Origin of the sequence: Companilactobacillus furfuricola (assembly GCF_003946325.1) — a bacterium.
Classification (GTDB): Bacteria; Bacillota; Bacilli; order Lactobacillales; family Lactobacillaceae; genus Companilactobacillus; species Companilactobacillus furfuricola.
The window spans coordinates 26214-46473 of record NZ_RHNT01000009.1; the positions used below are offsets into that span (position 1 = coordinate 26214).

21 protein-coding genes are annotated in these 20260 nt (G+C 39.3%); 10 read left to right on the forward strand and 11 right to left on the reverse strand.

Going from position 1 to position 20260, the window contains the following annotated elements:
* Positions 1–247 precede the first annotated feature (247 nt).
* Positions 248–1153, reverse strand: coding sequence for a proline-specific peptidase family protein (locus EKM78_RS04490; RefSeq protein WP_125769804.1), 906 nt, complete (start codon positions 1151–1153; stop codon positions 248–250).
* A gap of 173 nt (positions 1154–1326) precedes the next feature.
* Between EKM78_RS04490 and EKM78_RS04495 the strand changes: the two genes are divergently transcribed.
* The 4 genes from EKM78_RS04495 (at position 1327) to EKM78_RS04510 (ending at position 5938) form a co-directional block, all read left to right on the forward strand.
* On the forward strand, positions 1327–2214 hold the full coding sequence (locus tag EKM78_RS04495) for an NEAT domain-containing protein (RefSeq protein ID WP_125769806.1): 888 nt from the start codon (positions 1327–1329) through the stop codon (positions 2212–2214).
* 8 nt (positions 2215–2222) lie between these two features.
* Entirely contained in the window at positions 2223–3818 is a 1596-nt protein-coding gene (locus EKM78_RS04500; protein WP_125769808.1) for a hypothetical protein, read from the forward strand.
* A 108-nt stretch (positions 3819–3926) separates the two neighbouring features.
* On the forward strand, positions 3927–5516 hold the full coding sequence (locus EKM78_RS04505; protein ID WP_125769810.1) for a hypothetical protein: 1590 nt from the start codon (positions 3927–3929) through the stop codon (positions 5514–5516).
* Between the two features lie 116 nt (positions 5517–5632).
* Positions 5633–5938, forward strand: a complete 306-nt coding sequence (locus tag EKM78_RS04510) for a type II toxin-antitoxin system HicB family antitoxin (protein WP_125769811.1) — start codon at positions 5633–5635, stop codon at positions 5936–5938.
* 133 nt (positions 5939–6071) lie between these two features.
* Here the strand turns inward: EKM78_RS04510 and EKM78_RS04515 are convergent, their stop codons facing one another.
* The gene (locus tag EKM78_RS04515) at positions 6072–6824 is read right to left on the reverse strand and encodes a winged helix-turn-helix transcriptional regulator (RefSeq protein ID WP_125769813.1); all 753 of its coding nucleotides are present in this window, start codon (positions 6822–6824) and stop codon (positions 6072–6074) included.
* Between the two features lie 289 nt (positions 6825–7113).
* On the opposite strand from EKM78_RS04515, the gene EKM78_RS04520 reads away from it, so the two are divergent.
* From EKM78_RS04520 to phoU, 5 genes are all read left to right on the forward strand, one after another.
* Positions 7114–8013 carry a phosphate ABC transporter substrate-binding protein PstS family protein gene (locus EKM78_RS04520; RefSeq protein ID WP_125769816.1) on the forward strand — a complete coding sequence of 300 codons (900 nt, stop codon included), beginning with the start codon at positions 7114–7116 and terminating at the stop codon, positions 8011–8013.
* Between the two features lie 96 nt (positions 8014–8109).
* Positions 8110–9033, forward strand: a complete 924-nt coding sequence (gene pstC / locus EKM78_RS04525) for a phosphate ABC transporter permease subunit PstC (RefSeq protein WP_125769818.1) — start codon at positions 8110–8112, stop codon at positions 9031–9033.
* Positions 9030–9917 carry a phosphate ABC transporter permease PstA gene (gene pstA, locus EKM78_RS04530; protein ID WP_125769820.1) on the forward strand — a complete coding sequence of 296 codons (888 nt, stop codon included), beginning with the start codon at positions 9030–9032 and terminating at the stop codon, positions 9915–9917. Before pstC ends, pstA begins: the two co-directional genes overlap by 4 nt.
* Before the next feature lie 4 nt (positions 9918–9921).
* On the forward strand, positions 9922–10716 hold the full coding sequence (gene pstB / locus EKM78_RS04535; RefSeq protein WP_125769822.1) for a phosphate ABC transporter ATP-binding protein PstB: 795 nt from the start codon (positions 9922–9924) through the stop codon (positions 10714–10716).
* Between the two features lie 44 nt (positions 10717–10760).
* Positions 10761–11474 carry a phosphate signaling complex protein PhoU gene (gene phoU, locus EKM78_RS04540; protein WP_125769824.1) on the forward strand — a complete coding sequence of 238 codons (714 nt, stop codon included), beginning with the start codon at positions 10761–10763 and terminating at the stop codon, positions 11472–11474.
* A gap of 186 nt (positions 11475–11660) precedes the next feature.
* Here the strand turns inward: phoU and EKM78_RS04545 are convergent, their stop codons facing one another.
* Positions 11661–12089 carry a MarR family winged helix-turn-helix transcriptional regulator gene (locus EKM78_RS04545; protein WP_125769826.1) on the reverse strand — a complete coding sequence of 143 codons (429 nt, stop codon included), beginning with the start codon at positions 12087–12089 and terminating at the stop codon, positions 11661–11663.
* Between the two features lie 161 nt (positions 12090–12250).
* Here EKM78_RS04545 and EKM78_RS04550 point away from each other — a divergent pair, with 161 nt between their 5' ends.
* Positions 12251–12691, forward strand: coding sequence for an OsmC family protein (locus EKM78_RS04550; protein WP_125769828.1), 441 nt, complete (start codon positions 12251–12253; stop codon positions 12689–12691).
* A gap of 142 nt (positions 12692–12833) precedes the next feature.
* Here the strand turns inward: EKM78_RS04550 and EKM78_RS12550 are convergent, their stop codons facing one another.
* The 8 genes from EKM78_RS12550 to aroE all read right to left on the reverse strand — a co-directional run bounded on the left by EKM78_RS12550 (position 12834) and on the right by aroE (position 20259).
* On the reverse strand, positions 12834–12986 hold the full coding sequence (locus tag EKM78_RS12550; RefSeq protein ID WP_164507202.1) for a hypothetical protein: 153 nt from the start codon (positions 12984–12986) through the stop codon (positions 12834–12836).
* Between the two features lie 185 nt (positions 12987–13171).
* A complete protein-coding gene (locus EKM78_RS04555) occupies positions 13172–13570 on the reverse strand; it encodes a helix-turn-helix domain-containing protein (protein WP_164507203.1) in 399 nt (132 codons plus the stop codon).
* Positions 13571–14446: 876 nt separating this feature from the next.
* The gene (locus EKM78_RS04560) at positions 14447–15229 is read right to left on the reverse strand and encodes a shikimate kinase (RefSeq protein ID WP_125769832.1); all 783 of its coding nucleotides are present in this window, start codon (positions 15227–15229) and stop codon (positions 14447–14449) included.
* Entirely contained in the window at positions 15222–16064 is an 843-nt protein-coding gene (locus EKM78_RS04565; protein ID WP_125769835.1) for a prephenate dehydrogenase, read from the reverse strand. The genes EKM78_RS04560 and EKM78_RS04565 overlap by 8 nt, the downstream gene beginning before the upstream one ends.
* A 2-nt stretch (positions 16065–16066) precedes the next feature.
* Positions 16067–17350 (reverse strand): 3-phosphoshikimate 1-carboxyvinyltransferase, encoded by a 1284-nt coding sequence (gene aroA / locus EKM78_RS04570; protein ID WP_125769837.1) that lies wholly within the window; start codon positions 17348–17350, stop codon positions 16067–16069.
* A 13-nt stretch (positions 17351–17363) separates the two neighbouring features.
* Positions 17364–18434 carry a 3-dehydroquinate synthase gene (gene aroB, locus EKM78_RS04575; protein WP_125769839.1) on the reverse strand — a complete coding sequence of 357 codons (1071 nt, stop codon included), beginning with the start codon at positions 18432–18434 and terminating at the stop codon, positions 17364–17366.
* Entirely contained in the window at positions 18434–19447 is a 1014-nt protein-coding gene (aroF, locus tag EKM78_RS04580; RefSeq protein ID WP_281273591.1) for a 3-deoxy-7-phosphoheptulonate synthase, read from the reverse strand. The genes aroB and aroF overlap by 1 nt, the downstream gene beginning before the upstream one ends.
* An 8-nt stretch (positions 19448–19455) precedes the next feature.
* Positions 19456–20259 carry a shikimate dehydrogenase gene (gene aroE / locus EKM78_RS04585; RefSeq protein WP_125769842.1) on the reverse strand — a complete coding sequence of 268 codons (804 nt, stop codon included), beginning with the start codon at positions 20257–20259 and terminating at the stop codon, positions 19456–19458.
* Position 20260: the final 1 nt, after the last annotated feature.

Genomic DNA, 20260 nt, shown 5'->3' on the forward strand with positions numbered 1-20260 from the left:
TTTTGTTCTCTTGCTTTCACTTCTGGCTCGCGTGCTCGATTCTCGCACTCTTGCCTTGATCTGATTTTTGAATTTTTCTGTTTTTATTTATTTCTGGCTTGCGTGCTTGTTCCTCGCACTCTCGCCTGGCTTTTTGTGAATTTGGATGGTTGTATTTCTTATTTTTTTGTATGAAAAAACCGGAAGATACTTTTGGACTTTTGTCCTTGGTATTTTCCGGTTTTCTTTGTTTTATACACTATTTTTATTAGTCATTGAAGTTGTTGTTTTCTACGTCTTTGATGAATTTTTCTAGATGTGCGAAGTAGACATCTGGGTTGTCGATCATGTGGTGGTGCCCACCATTTGGCGTTGTTTCTAATCTTGCGTGTGGGATTTCTTTTTGCATGATTTTGGCTGTTGAGATCGGCATGCTTTCGTGTTCACCGAATGTTAGTAAGGTTGGTACTGTGATTTCTTTTAGGTGTTTTCTGAAGTGCCAGTCTTTTAGTTTTCCGGTGATGACGAATTCGTTGTTTCCTTGGAAGGCTCCGTAGACGTCTGTGTTTGATGTGTTTACTAGATGTCTGATGGCTGTTGGTTGTCTTCTGTCGATGTATTCGGCATTTAGTACGTCGACGTAGCTTTGGTATGTGGCGTCTTCTAAGTCGTTTTCGGCTTCTTTTTGTTCCATGTATTTAACTTTGTCTGGGCCTAAGGCGTCCATTCGGCATTGGTTGATGCTTTTTACGTAGTCGTCGATTTCGTCGACCATGCTGGAGATGATGGCTCCCTTTAGGTGTTGTCCGTATTTTGCAGCGTACATTTGGACTAATGCGCCACCCCATGATTGTCCGATTAAGTAGAAGTTGTCTAGGCCTAATTTTTGGCGGACTTCTTCGACTTCTTCTAGGAAGTAGTCATATGTTAAGTATTTTTTAGCAATTTCTGGGTCGCTATAGTCCGGTGTGTCTGAGTACCATGATCCTAATTGGTCGTACATGGTTACTTCGACTCCTAAGTCGGCTAACTTGTCACCAAAGTTTTCCCAGTATTCGTGGTTACCACCGGGTCCGCCGTGTAGACATAGTAGCTTGATGTCGCCTTGGCCTGCTGTGTGAGTCCAAAGGTGATAGCCGTTGTCTAAAGTAAGGATATGTGTTCCTTGTTTCATAAAAATTGCCTCCAAAAAAGTGATAAGTATAGTATATAACTTCAGGTATACCTGTCAAAAATAAGTTGCTTGATATCGGTCAAATAATACGTTTATCGTAAATGATAAAATGATAAGTATAAGCCATGAATATATGATATTATAAACATATACATTTTATAGGGGGCATTGCAATGAAGAAAAGCATTGTTAGATTGTTAGCCATAGGTATGTTGCTCGGGGGAGCGGTTGTACCTGCTACTGTAGCTAACGACGGACTTTTATCGCCAGTTACGACAACACAAACAGCCAAGGCTGCCACCGCAGATAAGGAACAAACGATTGATTTTGATGTTCTGAAGACTGGTACTGATAATGCATCTATTTCAAGTCAGTACTTCAACAAAACTGCTAAGATCACACCTAACAGTGATGGTACTTATAAGGTTACTATCCAAGTAAGTATCCCAACTATCGCTTCAGTAAATATTTTGACTATGGGTGGTCAAAAGGTTTCTGATTCTGATAAATACAAGACTGATTCAGGTACTTATCAAGATATCAGCTTTAACATTAATGACGTTTCTGATTTAAAGAATCCATTAAATAGTAGTATGAAAATTCAAGTTATGGGATTAGGCTTGATGAATCAAACCGCTGATTTTAAGTTTGATATGAATACTTTAAAGGAAGTCAAATCTGATGATAGCGACAGCTCAAAGGATGAGACTCCAACTGATACTGAAAAAGATCCAGAACCTGAACCTGATACGAACAAAGATGATCAAGATGTTGATATCGACGATTATGATGATGAATTGAATCCAACACAGATCGGTGAAGATACTGATGAATTGGTCCCTCAACAAATCGGTGAAGACAGCAACTCTTCCGAAGATGGAACTAAAGTCGTTGTCGGTGATCCAGTTAAAATTGCTACAACGCATTATGATGATTTGAAGGATGCCCAAACGATTGATTTCTCAGTATTGAAAACTGGAACAACTGATCCATCAATTCAACACAATATTTTGTACAAACTGCTAAAGTTACAAAGAACGATGACGGTACTTACAGAGTAACTATTAAAGTGAATATTCCTGATATTGCCACAGTTAAGATCAACACGATGGGGGACCATTCAGTTAATGATTCAGATACCTATAAGACTGATTCAGGTACATACCAAGATGTTAGTTTCAACATTAGTGACCCTTCAGAGTTGGCTAATGGTTACAACAGTAGTATGGATATTACCATTACCGGAATGGATCCAATGCATCAAACGGCCGATTTCAAGTTTGATATGAGCACATTGTCAGATCCAAAGACGGAAGAAACAACAAACAACAACGAACAAACAGATACTGATTCAGAAGCATCAACAGGAAACAACAATTCAACTGCAGTCAACGATGCTACCGGCAAAGACGAAGGTGATGCTAAAGAACCTGCAAAGACTTCTGACAAAGAAACTCAAACTAACAAGGCTTCAGACAAGACACCAAAACTTCAAACAATCACATTTGACGTTCTCAAGACGGGTACTAGTACACCGTCTATTTCAAGTAAATACTTCACTAAGATTGCTAAGATCACTCCAAACAGTGATGGTACTTACAAAGTAACAATCCAAGTGGAAATCCCTGCAATTGCTTCAGTCGATATTTTGACAATGGATGGTAAAAAAGTTACTGATTCTGATGAATACAAAGAAAATTCAAAGAATTATCAAGACATTAGCTTCAACATTGATGATGTTAATGATTTGAAGAACCCTCTCGAAAGTACGATGAAAATTAAAGTTGCTGGGTTAGGTTTGATGAACCAAACAGCCGACTTTAAGTTTGATATGAATACATTGAAGACAGTTGAATCTGGTGATGATAAAGATTCAGATACTAAACCATCAACTGAAGATAAAGATACTGCAAAAAAAGATGATGAATTGATCCCTACTCAAATAGGTGAAGATTCAGACTCAAACGCTAAGGACAGCACTTCTTCTTCAAGTTCTAAAGAAGGTTCAAGCGTTGTGGTCGGTGATCAAGTTAAGACTGATTCATCGACTTCTGCTGATGAAGAAGAGATTCCTTATCAAGTATTGAAAGCTGATCCATCTCAAGGTGAATCGGTATCAACGCAATTCTTTACAGGTACAGCTAAGGTTTCTAAAAATGATGATGGTACTTACAAAGTTATGATGACTTTGACTTATCCAAAAACATTTGGTGAGCAACCTGTAACGATCGATTCGATCAATGGTGGTTCGATCAACGCTGCCGATACTAAGACTTATTCTGATGGCAATAAGAATTTCATGGACTTTAGTTTTAACGTTCAAAGCAAGAGTGCTTTGGATGAATTGATCCCATGTACAATGACGATCGATGTTTCAAACTTAGGATTCAACTCGACTGAAAGTGTTAACTTCAAATTTAATGCAACATCATCTGGTGTTGCCGGTGCCTCAGCAACTAGTGGTACTAACGGCAGTGGTGTTTATGGTTCTACTTCAGATTGGCCTTCATCCGTAACTTCAGCTAATCCAAGTATGACTAACAGTACTTTGCCACAAACGAGTGACTCAAAAACAACAGCCATTCTTACAGCAATCGGTGTTTCAGTTGCCACAATCAGTGCAGTGTTATTTAGAAACTTTTATAAAGCTGAGTTCAACAAATAAGATTAAAAAAAACAAACCTTACAGCAGGTTTGTTTTTTTTTCCTAAAATATTGTTTCGATAATTGTCTTTGTTCGTTAAGATATAGTCAATGAGATAAGGGGTAAATTATGATAAAAACAATTGATAGCAGCAAAATTTTTTCCCAGTTCAAAGATGATCCTATTTACGATCCACTCAAAAAATATCCGGCAAAAATGATCGAAAAGATCGTTGATTTTACGTTGGATGTGTTACCAGATGATTCAAAATTTTGGGATGAGACACAACTAGATTGTTTTTACTTGACGATTTTGCAAACGGATGATTTTTTGGAATGGCACAATCCAATGGAGATGGATTATGCTGGAAAGAATTTCTCCGATCAGTTCGTCGCTGATACAGCCATTTTTTTCATGGCTTTCTTGGCGAAAAATCGCCAAATGAAGTTGAACACCAAAGAATTCCAATCATATGTGGAGAAATTGGATAAGCAGTGTACTTTCCTAGATTTTAAAAAAACTAAATTCAAACAAAAAGACGTTTTTAAAAATAATTATTTACCAAGTTGGCAACGTTCAGACTCGATTCAGGTAGTTCTGGATACGAGTAAGTGGATGATAAAATTTCAGCAAGATGAAAAATATTGGTCAAAACGTCCAAAAGATGTTGACCGCGATTTCTTAAAAATATGTGTTCAGGCCTTGTCAACTGCAGCCTACGACCGTTTTCGACAAATGCCAGATGAGTGGATGCCAGCAGTGATCAAGAAAATTTTGACTACCACTTTCATCTGTGAAACAGAACTGATGCATGAAAAATATGAACTAGTAGTCCCAGTTTTATCTGGTTTTTTAGATTTCGTAGCTGAAAATGGTTGGCTGAATAAAAAAACGGTCAAAGTATACCAAAAGGCATTAGGAGAAAGTGAAGATGAGATGGTCGACCTTTCAGAAGAACCAGAAAATTTTCCATTTGAAAAGCGCGTTTGGTTTTACTTATACGATGATTTAGACCCAAACGACGAAAATGCATGGGACAATTATGTGTATTCTTTACAAGAAGAGCACAAACTAGAGCTGACAGATGCAGATGGTATGAATTATTTCGGACAAAAGCTACAGGATGAAGACTTTGTCATGAAAGGCTATAGCGACGAAGAAAAGGTCAAGAAAAATAGCACCAAAGCGCCTGGCGACTACATTGGCGTGGTAGATTTTGACAAGTCGGAAATGCCGATCGAGAAGCATTTAGACATATTAGGCAATCGAGAAACACTAAGAACAGTCGCCGAGTTGGTCGATCCAGACCGTCAGAAAAACTACTTCGACTATCCACACCGTAGCACTCATGGAAGATTTCGCTGGTCAATGGAAAAAGCTGAATCCGTCCACATTCAAGGAGTAGAAATTGGCTTAACATGGTGGTTGTTGCGAGACAAGATCAGAGTTCCCAAAGATGTAGATTTCCCTGAATTGGTAGCCAACGTAACCTTCTTTTTCGACGACCTTTACAATGACAGTCTCTTGTTTGTCCGCCGTTGGAGCGTTCGTGATTTGAAATCTTATGTTCGTAAAAACGAGAATCGTGAAGATTACGATTATTTCGTTCAAATTTTCCGCGGCATCTTAAGCGTCTTAAGAGTAAACGGGGAACTTTCGTATGATGAGGTCCATGATTACAAATCAGTCTTCAAGAGAAAAAGAAAGAAACGAAGTTAAAAACAATCTTCGTTTTATACAAAAATAATTTGCTTAATCTAATATTCACACTTCATAAATATGATGTATAAATAATGTAATTCAAAAATCTTTATTATTTATGTGGAGTGATAACTATGATGGAAAAAGTAACTTACCCAGCAGTACTAAATAAAAATGAGTATCAAGAAAAAACCGTATATAACGTTGTATTCCCAGATCTTTCCCTCGCAAATACCTACGGCGAATCGATCAAAGATGCCCGTGAAAATGCTGAGATCCTCTTAAAATTATTATTGGATGATTCCGAAAACTTACCTAGATCATCAACAATGGTGGATATCCAAAATCATTATCCAGACAGCATCGTTTCTTTGATCACGGTCACTAAAGAATTAGATGGCGACAAGGAGCAAGTTACGCAATTCGGACAGCTCCAATAAAATGAAAATGTTATATCAAAAAAGTCCTAGAGCAGATTTTTCACGGCTCTAGGACTTTTTTTGATCTTAAATGAATTTGAGAAGATAAGTATTATAGTTTACTAAATATTAGTGATGATTTTTTGAAAAATCACTAAACACTTTCTGCAACTAATGGATATGAATTGTCCAAGATATACCCAAATCCACGAACAGTCTTGATCCATGTGGGATCTTGCGGATTGGTTTCTAATTTATCCCGTAAATGGCTGATGTGGATATCGATGATACGTGAAGAGCCTATCGTATCGTAACCCCAGACACCTTCGAGTAGTTGCTCACGACTGAGGACTTGACCACGATGTTTCATCAAATACCACAATAAACTGAATTCTTTTGGTGTAAGACCAAGATCAACACCACCATTTGTGACTCGATATTGTTTGAAGTCGATTTCTAATTTGTCACATTTGACAGAAGAATGTTCTTTGCGACTGCGTGGTGATTGGGTATCGCTCATTTCTTCGGCAATACTATTGGAGCGATTGTAAACCCAAATCAGCTGTTTCAATCGGGCAACTAATTCTTTGAAATCGAGAGGCTCGATCATGTAAGCGTCGATGTTTAATTTATAACAATTGATCCGCTCATCTTGATTGCCTTTTTGAGCGAAGACCATGATCGGTCCGTCCATATGCTTTCGGATGAGTTTGATGGCATTTTCATTTGGTTTCAGTGGTGCAGCTGATAAATCCCAGATCAAACCAGAGACACTTTCTTCTTGGACTAAATCTAATGTTTTGTTCGGATCCGTCATATTGCTGATGAACCAGCCTTGATCATTACAATGGCGATTGATCTCAATGAATAATGATAGGTTGTTGCTTAATAAAACTAAGGGTTTCATTTATTCATTTGACCTCCACATAGATTTTAAGTGAACATAAATATCTACCAGAAGTATACCAAGTGAATTGTCACAATGTCCTCTGTAAACACATGGATTTTACATTGTTTTTCAATATATGAAAATACAAAAAAATACATACAATTATTTATAAAAACGCGCGAAACTGTAACATAAAATTTACAACTAATTTACATTCAATATACAAAAAATTTACGTTTACCAAGTACAGTATAGACAGACTTAAAGATTAGCTATGCTAATTAAATTTATTAAGGGGTCCTATTTTATGAAAAAGAGAAACTTCTTCTCAACATTAGTTATGTTAGGTGCTGTTGGTGCTGTTTTAACAGGTTGTGGTTCAAACAATGCTTCATCTACAAATGGTAAATCAGATGCTAGTGAACATGCTGCTAAGATCACGGCAGTTGGTTCAACTGCTCTTCAACCATTAGTTGAAAAGGCAGCTGGTCAATTCCAAAATGAAAATAAGAAGATCAGCGTTACTGTTCAAGGTGGTGGATCTGGTACAGGTCTTAGCCAAGTTCAAGATGGTGCCGTTGCCATTGGTAACTCTGATGTTTTCGCTGAATCTAAATCAGGTATCGACGCAAGTAAATTAGAAGACCACCAAGTTGCCGTTGTTGGTATGGCTCCAGTTGTAAATAAAGATGCTGGTGTGGATAACGTATCAATGGAACAACTTAAAGGGATCTTTACAGGAAAGATCACTAACTGGAAGGAAGTTGGTGGTAAGGACGAGAAGATCACAGTTGTTAACCGTGCTGAAGGTTCAGGTACACGTGCAACATTCGAAGATGCTGTTCTTAAAGGTGCCAAGGCTGTGAAGTCTCAAGAACAAGATTCCAACGGTACCGTTCAAAAGATCGTTTCATCAACTCCAGGTGCTATTAGTTATTTAGCATTCTCATATTTAAATGATTCTGTAAAACCATTATCTATCGACAAAGTAAAACCTAATGATGAAAATGTTGCTTCAAACAAATGGAAGATTTGGTCATATGAACACATGTACACAAAGGGTAAGGCAAAGACTGCTACGGCAGACTTCTTGAAGTACATGAATTCTAAAGACGTTCAAGATGGTTTAGTTAAGAAAATGGGTTACATCAGTATTCATGATATGAAAGTTCAAAAGGACGCTAAGGGTAACGTTACACAAAAGTAGTCGTTATCAATAGTCGAAAAACTTTGACCAAATTAGGGGGAGATTTTGTCAAACTAATTGGTTGAGGTTTTTTTTTATTTAATTTGGAGGATTCAAATGAAAGAGATTCAAAATAAGTTGCTACAAAACTCAAAAGCAACTCGTGAAGATCGATTTGGTAAAGTCATTTGTTACATTTGCATTGGTTTTATCATTGCATTAGTGGCCTGTATTTTGTACTTTATCACTTCACGAGGTCTAGCAACCTTTACGAAAGATCATGTTAATTTATGGGGATTTTTAACAGGAGTAAATTGGAATCCCGGGGCAGTTGATGCTCATGGGAACCCAGAGATCGGTGCTTTGCCAATGATCGTTACTTCATTCAGCGTTACGATCCTGGCAGCACTAGTCGCAACACCGTTTGCTCTAGGCATGGCTATCTTTATGTCAGAAATTGCTGGTAAAAAGGGGACCAAATTCTTACAACCAGTGATTGAATTGTTAGTTGGTATTCCTTCAGTTGTCTATGGATTTATCGGATTATCTGTTGTAGTTCCGTTGATCAGAAAGACTTTTGGGGGGACTGGGTTTGGTATTTTAGCTGGTACGATCGTGTTATTCGTTATGATCTTACCAACCATAACTTCACTATCAGTTGATAGTTTGAAAGCTGTACCGATCAGTTATCGCCAAGCTTCGTTAGCTCTGGGTGCTAACCGTTGGCAAACGATTTACAAGGTGATTTTAAGAACGGCGGCACCAGGAATATTGACGGCGATAATTTTTGGTATGGCTCGTGCATTTGGGGAAGCTCTGGCTGTACAAATGGTTATCGGAAATGCCCTTTTGATGCCAAAAGGACTCGTATCACCAGCTTCTACTTTGACTAGTAAATTGACTACAGATGTGGGGAATACTGTTATGGGAACATTACCAAATAACGCCCTTTGGTCGTTAGCTTTGATTTTGTTATTCATGTCACTATTTTTCAACTTGATTGTTAGATTTATTGGTAAGAAAGGCAGTATTAAAAAATGAATCCAAAACGTACAAATAATATCGCAACGGGAGTCATTTATGGCTTAGTAGGCATCGTTGTTTTAATCCTGTTATTTCTTATTGGTTATATCTTATTCAATGGTGTACCAAATATTTCTTGGCAATTTTTAACATCGCCAGCACAAGCTTTTAGTGCCGGTGGTGGTATTAGAGATCAGTTGTTCAACTCACTTTATCTATTGGTCTTAACTTTGATCATTTCGTTCCCAATTGCTTTAGGTGCTGGTATTTATTTAGCTGAATATGCGGCAGATAATTGGGTCACACATTTGATCAGAACTACGATCGAGGTATTGAGCTCATTGCCATCAGTAGTTGTTGGTCTGTTTGGATATTTATTCTTAGTCATCCAACTGAACCTAAGTTTCTCGATTTTATCTGGTGCCATTGCTTTAACATTTTTCAATTTACCGTTGTTGACCAGAAGTATTGAAGAGTCACTGAACAGTGTTTCTGATTTGCAAAAGCAAGCAGGTATGTCATTAGGATTGTCCGATTGGCGGACGATCACGCGGATCATCTTGCCAGTTGCTTTACCAGGAATTTTGACTGGTGTTATTTTGAGTGCTGGTCGTGTCTTTGGTGAGGCTGCTGCCTTGATTTACACTGCCGGACAAAGTGCACCATCAGTCGATTATGGTAACTGGAACATTTTTGATCCAGCAAGTTTTTTAAATCCAATGCGTCCTGCTGAAACGTTAGCCGTTCATATTTGGAAAGTTAATACTGAAAGTGTCACTCCTGATGCACATTTGATTTCTAGTGCATCTTCAGCGGTCTTGATCATTGTGATCTTAGTATTCAATTTGGGAGCACGTTTCATCGGAAATTGGCTCTACAAGAAGATGACGGCAACGAGGTAGAATTATGAAAACATATAATCTTGAGGACAAATCGATCGTTACGATCGAAGATGAGATCGAGATCTCATCAGATAATTTACAAGTTTACTATGGCGACAATCATGCCATATTTGATGCCACACTTAAATTTCCTAAGAATCAGATCACTTCTTTGATCGGAGCCTCTGGTTCTGGGAAATCGACTTATTTACGCTCACTCAATCGGATGAATGACAAAATTGCTCGAGTTGAAGGTAAGATCATGTATCAAGGAACTGACATCAATGCGAAAAAGGTCAATGTTTACGAAGTGAGAAAGCAGATCGGGATGGTATTTCAACGACCAAATCCATTTGCTAAATCGATCCGTGAAAACATTTTATTCGGATTGAAGAGTAATGGTTTCAAGGACAAAGAATTTTTGGAAGAACGTCTTGAAACTAGTTTAAAAGAAGCTGCATTGTGGGATGAGGTCAAAGATGAGCTCGACAAGAGCGCACTTTCCTTATCAGGTGGGCAACAACAACGTCTTTGCATCGCTCGCTCAATTGCCATGCAGCCGAATATTTTATTATTAGACGAACCAGCCAGTGCTTTAGATCCGATTTCAACATCGAAGATCGAAGACACTTTGACTGAATTAAAGCAGAAATACACTATCATTATCGTTACTCATAATATGTCTCAGGCAACACGTATTAGTAACTACACTGCCTTTTTCCATCTAGGACACGTAGTGGAATATGATAAGACAAGCAAAATTTTTATGAATCCAACAATGCCAGCCACGGCAGATTACATTGCTGGTGCCTTTGGTTAATCCGAAATTTTTCGGAGAGTTGGTTTTATTCCGGAGGAAAACTAATGCGAAAGTTATTTTCAAATGAATTGAATCGATTACACGGTCAATTCATGCAGATGGGGATCAATACAAGTGAGCAAATTTATCAGGCAACCAAAGCATTTAACATGCATGATAATAATTTAGCTAAGGAAGTAATCGAAGATGATCGAAACACAAATGGTGAAGAAATTAACCTTGAAAAAGAAGCTTTTGATTTCATTGCATTACAACAACCTGTGGCAACAGATCTACGAATTATCATGGTTATTCTGAAAGCAAGCTCTGACTTGGAACGAATTGGTGATCACGCTGTAAGTATTGCGCAAGAAACCATTCGAGGGGAAGCTGATCATCGGCTACCGATCGTTGAGCAGAGAATCGCTGATATGACATCTCAAATCAGAACAATGCTGGAGCAAGCAATGGACTCTTACGTCAGAAATGACGTTGATTTAGCAAAATCAATTGCTAAAGAAGATTTAAATGTCGATAAGAAGTACATTATGACGAGGACCGTGGTGACCGATGCCATTCAGAATGGTGAAATCACCGCTAAAATGGGTTCGAGTTATTTGATGGTCGATCGATTCCTAGAAAGGATCGGTGACCATATCGTCAACTTAGCCGAATGGACTGTATACGTCGCAACCGGGGAAATGGTTGAACTCAATCAGGGACGTCGAAACGGGGAAATGTTAGCCCAATTAATGGAACACAATCGACACGATGTTTAGTTTTATTAAAAGCAAAGTAAAAGCAGTCTATCGTTTTTTGATAGACTGCTTTTTACTGTGGAGACGAGCTCCAGTCGATAGCGACCTCCGGTTTAGAAACTGTCAGCAGGCACGGCTTCGCCACACCTTTATGCTGCCAGTCCCTAAATCCTCAGCAGCAGACCATCGACTTCCGCTCTCTGATTTTTAGTCCTTTTTGGTATTTTCAACCATTTGATTGAGTACTTTGATACAAGTTTCGAGGTCTTGTTCACTGATCCCTTGCACGGTATGATTTTTGAAATCTTCTGCAACAGGTAACAGGTCCAAACATTTTTCGTCACCTTTTTCGGTCAATTGCAGTTGTTTGTTACGCTTGTCATTTTCATCTTGAATTCGGTTCAAGAGACCTTCAGATTCCAAACGTTGAATCAGCCGAACGATACTTGGCTCTTTAATGGACATTTTATCGGCCAATTCTTTTTGCGTAATTTTAGGCGTTTCGTGAATGAAATAAAGCGCGATCCACTGGCTACGGGTAACTCCATAAGGTCGCAGATCCTTTTCCAGCTTCTTTGAAAAAATTTTACCGCTTTGATTAGTTATAAAAGCTAAAAAGTTATCAATTTTAAACACCAGTGGACCCTCCTGATTATTTTTATCAAGTATAACAAAATATATTTGTTAATAGTATATATTATAAATAATTACTTAGCTAAGTATTGTTTTTATATTTTTTGCATGATAAAATTTATTTGTAAGTTAAAAGTATCACAAACTAAAAGGGGGATTTTATTATGCTACAAACAGTAACCGCAACAGCCAAAAAATTACCAGAAGGCTTACAGGTTGAAACATCATCAAGGGACTTCAAAATATTGATCGATGAGCCTAAACATATGGGTGGAACAAATGCAGGAATGAACCCAATTGAAGTTTTACTTTGTGCCTTAGGAGCTTGCCAATCAATTTGTGCAGCCTCATTCGCCAAGAAATTCGGCTTTGAATTCGAAGAATTTCACATAGAACTAGCAGGCGATTTCGATCCAGCCGGTTTCATGGGAGACCCTAACATCCGCAATGGTTTCCAAGAAATTCGTTTTGAAACGCACTTCAAGACTAATGAATCACAAGAAAAAGCCGAAAAATTTGCGGACTTTATCGAAGACACATGTCCAATTGCGGACAACTTAACGAATGGGGTTAAGTTAGTTAGAACTGGCGTTGTCAGAGACTAGCAAAAAAGTCATCCAGGGGTGGATGGCTTTTTTAACATTGTTTTATTATGGAAATAAATCCTAACGTGACCATTTTCATAACATTTCTCATCATTAAACACGGCTTTTGGTTAGGAACTTTTCAAATTTCGAAGAACATCAATCATCTTTTTTTACGCTTATTAGTGGTCTGCTCTTGCTTAATATCAAAATGAATAATTTGCTCAGCAGTCTCTTTATTAACAAAATTGCCCAGCATTTTTGCAATTTGACTATATTGACGAAGTAAATAGTCCTTATCTTCTAATCCAGCCATCATGAAAACCTCATTTCATCAAATTAGGTTTAAAACAAAGTGGAAAATGAGCCAAACTAAAATCAAACCGATCCCTAAACCAATAATGCCCCCTAAAATAGTCAGCCAAATGGTTTTAGCTTTGGAGTACTTAACAGGAGGAGTTAATTTATTTTGCGAGAAAGACACAATTTGAGAAAAAGTCTTTAAATTAGCAGAATCTGCAGTTTTCCAAAGAAAATATAACAGCACCGATCCCAAGACACAAAAAGCACAACGAGCCAAGAACCTAAAGAAACAGACCACTTCAAAGTAATCAAACTAAGATAAGACAAAATCAAAACACTAACAAAACCAAACCCGTATAAACGAATCTTCTGACGAGCAATCTTATTTTTCATCAGCGGAATATCCTCCTTGATCAATTCATCTAGGGAGATCTCAAACAAATTAGACAAAGCCACCAAACGATCAATATCAGGATACGTCTTATCATTCTCCCAGTTAGAAATAGTTTGTCGACTAACCAAAAGCAACTCAGCCAACCTCTCCTGACTAAAACCACAATCGTTACGCAAACGTAAAATCTTCGATCCAATAAACATAAGCATCTCCCCATCTCTAATTAAGAACTATAAGTGACCAAAAGTTTGTCAAAAGCCTTTTACAACATAAAAACGTAACGCTACAGTTACCAATATAGTATCAGATAAATAGAAAGAAATATAAAAGAAGAAGAAATAAGGAGAAGTATCAAAGAGGCAAGACTGCGAGAATGCGATAGAAACAATCAAGCAAGCAAGAAAATAAGAAATAGAGAAAAAAGGAAAGCACCAGAACCAGGCAAGAGCACGAGAAACGAGTGCGCGAGCCAGAAGCGAAAGAAAGAGATAAAAATATATATTTATTCTTATCCAACCAACAAATAAAGAAAAGCAACAACAGCAATGTAAGTCAGGAAACAAATTGAGCGGAGCAAAGTCCCGCGAACCGAGAAAAGAGTAAGTGATCCAGAAAGAGAATATATCACAACAAGAAAAGGAAGCACCTATTCCCACCAGAATAGATAAAGCCTGGGATAGACATGTGAGAAATAGGACGAGCAAGAAGTGCCAATTTGCAGAAAATAAATCGGTAAAACTCAAACCAAGGGGGGATATTGTCTCTACCTAGACGGAGGGGCCCGGGGATACAGCCCTCAGCCGCCAAATTCCTCTTGGCGACGAAGGAGCTTAGAGGAAGACTCGTATTTGAGATTGTTCGGGCGAACTTCCCGAATAAGCTCAAATCGACGTCGGCAGCGTTCCAGTGGCTGTATCCCCGGGCCCCGGAGTCGGCATTGAACGTAGCAACCAAACAACTACCTCCACACCAAAACAATCAAACAAACTAATACTACTCCAGCAAAGTAAAACGCTTCTGTCTGCCATAGCTCACTTACATCTATAAAAAAAGACGCTCATCAAAAAATGAACGTCCATCTAACCAATCATCTTATTCTCTTTATCAATAGCAGAAGCAGTCAACAAACTAACCAATTCATCAATAAAATCATCCGAAATATTCCCGTCACCAAGAAACTCAGACTTCAACTCCATCCGAATCTGGTCCATCCGATTATGCTGAACAACTGAAATATTATTGTGCTTCTTAATATCAGCCACTTCCTTAACAACATCGATCCGCTGTGAGATCAACCGCAAAATCTGTCGATCCAAACTATCGATCTGACTACGCAATTCAGTCAAAGAATCATCAGGAAACTCCAACAAATTAACCAACTCATTAACAATCTTACTAGGAGCCTTACCATTAGTCATCACCACAGCATTAGCCACCTGACCATACAACGGCTGCCGCAACTCCCAACGATCCAAAAGTTCCTTCATCGAAAGCTTACGCAACAAAGGCCGATCAGTATCAGCCGATAGCCGCTGCAAAACAGTCGCAAAATCAGCTTGCAAAAAAATCACCGTAGCGTCGCTATTCTGGATAATCTCACGATTGATCTCCGATTCAATGATTCCACCGCCAGTACTAATAACACCGGGACTTTGCAATCTATTCTTCAGGATACTCGTTTCCATCTTCCGGAAACCATCTTCACCGTGGTCAGCCATAAAATCGTTGATCGTAGTCTTTGTTTCCTTAACGAATTCGTCGTCTAAATCTAAAAATTTTTGTGAAGTGGCCTGGGCTAACTGTTGTCCGACAGTCGTTTTACCTGCGCCCATGAAGCCAATTAACATTACAGTGTCAGCCATTTTTCGGCTCACCTACCTTTTTTCTAATTTCTTGAGCCTTAGATATTTCTTTATTTAATTTTTCATCGTTATTGTTTTCAAGGTCATTACGGTAGTCTGATAGCGTATTGATCATGTTATCGAGACCTTCAATAATTTGTTGTCTGTTGGACATAATGATGTCAGTCCACAGACTAGGATTTGATTTGGCAATTCTTGTTGTGTCGCTAAAACCACCAGCAACGCGATTTTGCCAGTTTAATTTGTTGTCAGGTAACATTTTGACGACAGAGTCAGTTAGGGCATAGGCCACCAAATGTGGCAAAGCACTAATGGCTGCGGTTAAGTGATCATGTTCAGTTGCTGACAATTGTTGGAAATCTGAACCTAGTGGGCTCAACAATTCGGTAACTTTGTTAGCAAGCTCGTCATCGCCAATTAAGAAAAATGGTGTGTTTTTGAACATATCTTTATCACGACCAACGATGCCTTTTCTTTCAGTACCGATCATTGGATGACCACCGATAAAGTTCTTGAGTCCAGAGGCAGCTTGCAGGATCTCTCCCTTAGTTGAACCGATATCCATAATAATAGTGTTATCTTTTAGATCCATTTCTTTGAGAGCATTTAATTGCTTAATAATTACTGAAACGGGAGTACATAAAATAATTAAATCAGCTTGTTTTGCTGTTTCTTCGTCCCAATGTCCAATTTCATTGACGACATTTGCTGACAAAGCAATCTGCGTTGTAGATGGATTGTCATCTATACCAATTACGTAATAGCCGCTACTTTCTAATTTTTCTGCTAGGGAACTTCCCATTGATCCAAGTCCGTCTACGATTACTTTTGTCATGATTACACGATTCCTTCCAGGTTATTGAAAAATGTTGGATACGAGATTTGTACACTCTCGTCATCATCTAACACAATAGTACCATTGGTTACTAAAGCTGCAACACTTAACATCATCGCAATTCGATGATCTGCATGTCCAGAAACGTGAGTATCGTTGGCCAATAGCTGTACCGGTCCGTTAATAATGAAACCGTCATCCGTCGCAATTACTTGAGCATTTAATTTATTCAATTCTTCAGTCACAGTTTGTATCCGATCAGTTTCTTTGACTCTTAATTCGCCAGCATCCTTGATGATCGTTTGACCTTCTGCTTGAGTGGCTGCTAGAACGATCATCGGTATCTCATCGATCAATGAAGGAATGATGTCGCCGTCAACCACGGTGCCGTGAAGCTGGCTCGTTTTAACGGTGATATCGGCAATGGGTTCGCCGACGGTTTCTTTTTGATCGATGGTAATATCAGCACCCATCTTTTTTAAAACAGTCAATAAACCAGTTCGGGTCGGATTAACGCCAACATTTTTGATGGTCAATTGACTGTTCGGCGTGATCAATCCGGCAACGATCCAGTAAGCAGCTGAGGAAATATCGTCTGGCACTTCGATCGTTGTCGGCTGTAGTTTTTGTCCAGCCGGGATATGGATCATCTCACCCGTGATCTCAACTTTGACACCGAATTTGGGCAACATCTGCTCGGTGTGATTTCGCGTTTTAAATGGATCAGTCACAAAAGTATCTGAACCCGCCGCTAAACCGGCTAAGAGTAGGGCACTTTTGACTTGAGCAGAGCCGACTTTGAGCGTTTGCTTTATAGTTGGCGCAAGCTTTGAAGCAGCAATTTCGATCGGCAAATGACCATTAGTAGTCGATAATTGTCCTCCGATTTCTGCCAGCGGGTCGGTGACACGTTTCATCGGCCGAGTCGATAAGCTATCGTCACCTATAATAGAAGCTTTGATCCCTGCGCCGGTGATCAATCCCGTTAATAATCGCGTTGATGTTCCAGAATTTCCCATATCTAAAGTCGTTGAGGGATCTTTTAAACCAGTGATCCCCGAACCGATGACTTCAGTCGTTTCATCATCTATTTCAGTGATCCTCGCTCCTAGAGCTTTCAATACACTGATCGTGCTCGAAACATCAGCAGAATCTAGACGTTTTAATACTTTAGTCGTGCCGTTGGCCATGGCTCCGAACATTAATGCTCGGTGGGAAATGCTTTTATCGCCTGGAACGACGATCTCTCCATGTAGTCCATTTTCTGTTGTTGGTAGTTGTTTCATATTGTTCTCCTTGCTATTTCACAGTGACGGCAGAGACAAAATCAGGCATTTCTGTCAATTTAGTAGGGACGATCACTGGTTGTCCAATTTCTTTTAAGGCGACGAGATTCAAAGTCCCGTGGTCATTTTTTTTGTCATTTTTTAGATGATCAAAAAATTCGGGTGTACCGATCAAATTTGATTCAGTTGGTAAGCCGACGGCAACGAGCCTTTTTTTGATAGCCTGAGTGATATCGCTATTAGTGACCTTTGTTTTTTCAAAGCATTGGCAGATCGAAACCATGCCGATGGCAACGGCTTCTCCGTGCATCAATTTCCCGTCAGCTAATAATTCGATGGCGTGACCTAAAGTATGACCAAAATTTAAGATCCGGCGAAGATTACTCTCTTTTTCATCTTCCATGACGACATTAGCTTTGAAGTTGACTGATTTTTCGATCAGTTCGCTAGCATTGGCTAAAATATCGTCGACGGAATCGATCTTCCCTGTTAGTTGGAAGAAGTCGCCACCTTCTAGGGCACTGCATTTAACGACTTCACCATAACCTTCGACTAAGTTTCTTTCCGAAAGGCTATTTAAAAAAATTGGGTCGATGATGACTAAGTCGGGCTGATAAAATGAACCGATAATATTTTTGACCTTGCCAAGATTAACGGCAGTTTTACCACCAACGGAAGAGTCGACCATTGCCGTCATCGATGTAGCGATCTGGATAAAGGCGACGCCTCGCATGTAAAGACTAGCGACAGTTCCTGAAAGATCACCGACAACTCCACCACCAAGGGCAATGACGCCGTCTCCACGGGTAAAACCATTGTCTGCCATAGTTTGGATGATCTCGCCAACAAATTTTAAGCTTTTGGATTTTTCACCGACAGGAACTGTAGCAGTAATGACGTCGAAGTCAGCTTTTTTTAATTCACTGACAGTCGTGTGCAAGTATAAGTCGCCAACTTGTTCGTCTGTTACGACGATGACTTTTCTTTTGGACCAAACTTCTTGAACGGCTGCACCGATCTTGCGACCCAGTCCCATTTTGATTTTTACGTCGTACGTTTTATTAGGTAGAGTTACGGTTATCATTATTGTTCTTCTTTCACTAAGTTATGAATATCAGTTGCGACTTTTGCTAAATGGTCGAATTGTGCAGGAGTTAAAGCTTGCTTGCCATCAACGAAAGCTTCTTTAGGGTGGTTGTGGATCTCGACCATTAATCCGTCAGCTCCGGCAGCTGCAGCAGCTAGTCCGATCGGTTCAACGAATTTAGTAACACCTGCGGCATGTGAAGGATCACCGATCACAGGGTAGTGAGTTAAATCTTTCAAAACAGGAATAGCTGAAACATCGAAAGTATTACGTGTGTACTTGTTGTCGAAAGTTCTGATACCACGTTCCATCAAGATGATTTGATGATTGCCTCCGGCAGCGATGTATTCTGAAGCATTTAACAAATCGTCGATGGTTGCGGACATTCCACGTTTTAAGACGACTGGTTTGTTAGTTTTACCAACAGCTTTGAGTAGGGCAAAGTTTTGCATGTTACGTGTACCGATTTGGAACATGTCAGTGTATTTGTCGATCATTTCGAGATCTCTGGTATCCATGATCTCGGTGACCATGTCCATGCCTAGTTTGTCGGCAGCTTCACGATGCCATTTGAGTCCTTCTTCACCTAAACCTTGGAAACTGTATGGGTTTGTCCGTGGCTTGAATGAACCGCCACGTAAGAGTGTTGCTCCAGACTCTTGAACATCTTTACCCATCAACTGAATGTGTTCTTCCGATTCGATCGAATCAGGACCGGCAATGAGTGAGAAACTACCGTCACCGATAGTACTATGTTCAGTTTTGATCACAGTATTCTCAGGATGGAACAAACGACTAGCTTGGATAGCTGCAGGATGATCAGTGATAACTTCTTTGACGTCCTTGATCTCGAAAGGTACGTCGCCTAAAGCTTTTTGATCGACGAAACCGATACGGTCGTTGTGTTGGAAAACGTGTTGCAATTTCTTTTCGTTAGCTTGTTCCATTACTTTGTTAGCTGCTTCAGTATTAGTTAATTCGATAATCATATTATTATTCCTCTTTTGTATTAGTTTTCTTATTGGTGAACTTTTTGTGACATTAGTTGTTCTGGAGCCTCTTGGCCGAACCAGAACTGGAAGCTGAGAACTCCTTGAGCGATCAGCATATTTAGACCATTTTCAGCGGTAAGACCAGCTTTTCTAGCATTATTCATAAATTTAGTTGGCACGTCGCGGTAGATGATATCGACAACGTGAGCAGATCTCTTTGCCTGTAAGAAATCTGCTTCACTCAAGACACTTTCGTTGTCGCGCATACCAGCATTGGTGGCATTGATGATTAGATCAGCGTCTTTAAGATCTTTAGTTATTTCCGATTGTTTGATCAAGTCGAGGTTAAAAAGTTCTTTCATCTGTCTTTGATGAAGTGGGAAACGTTTGGACTGTCGATTGAAGACCTTTAGTTCCACACTGTCGGGCTTGCTGGCGATAATGGCTCTAGCAGCTCCGCCTGTACCAATGATGAGGACTTTTTTAGGATCATTTTTGATCGTGTGCCAAAAACCAGGTCCATCAGTTGAAGTACCGATCCATTTGTCAGCGACTTTTTTCACGGTATTAACAGACTGTAGTTTCTTAGCTAGAGGGTCGACTTCGTCTAGATAATTGATGATCGCCTGCTTGTAAGGCATGGTGACATTGAAACCTTGAATGTTTTTTAATTTTAACTTTTGGATCTCGTCATTCATTTTAGTTGGTGCAAATTCAAAAGCTTGATATTTGGCATTGAGCTGTAATTTTTCCATCGCCGCGTTTTGCATGATAGGCGATTTCGAATGCATGGCTGGGTAGCCGATTAAACCGTATAAAGCTTTAGGCATG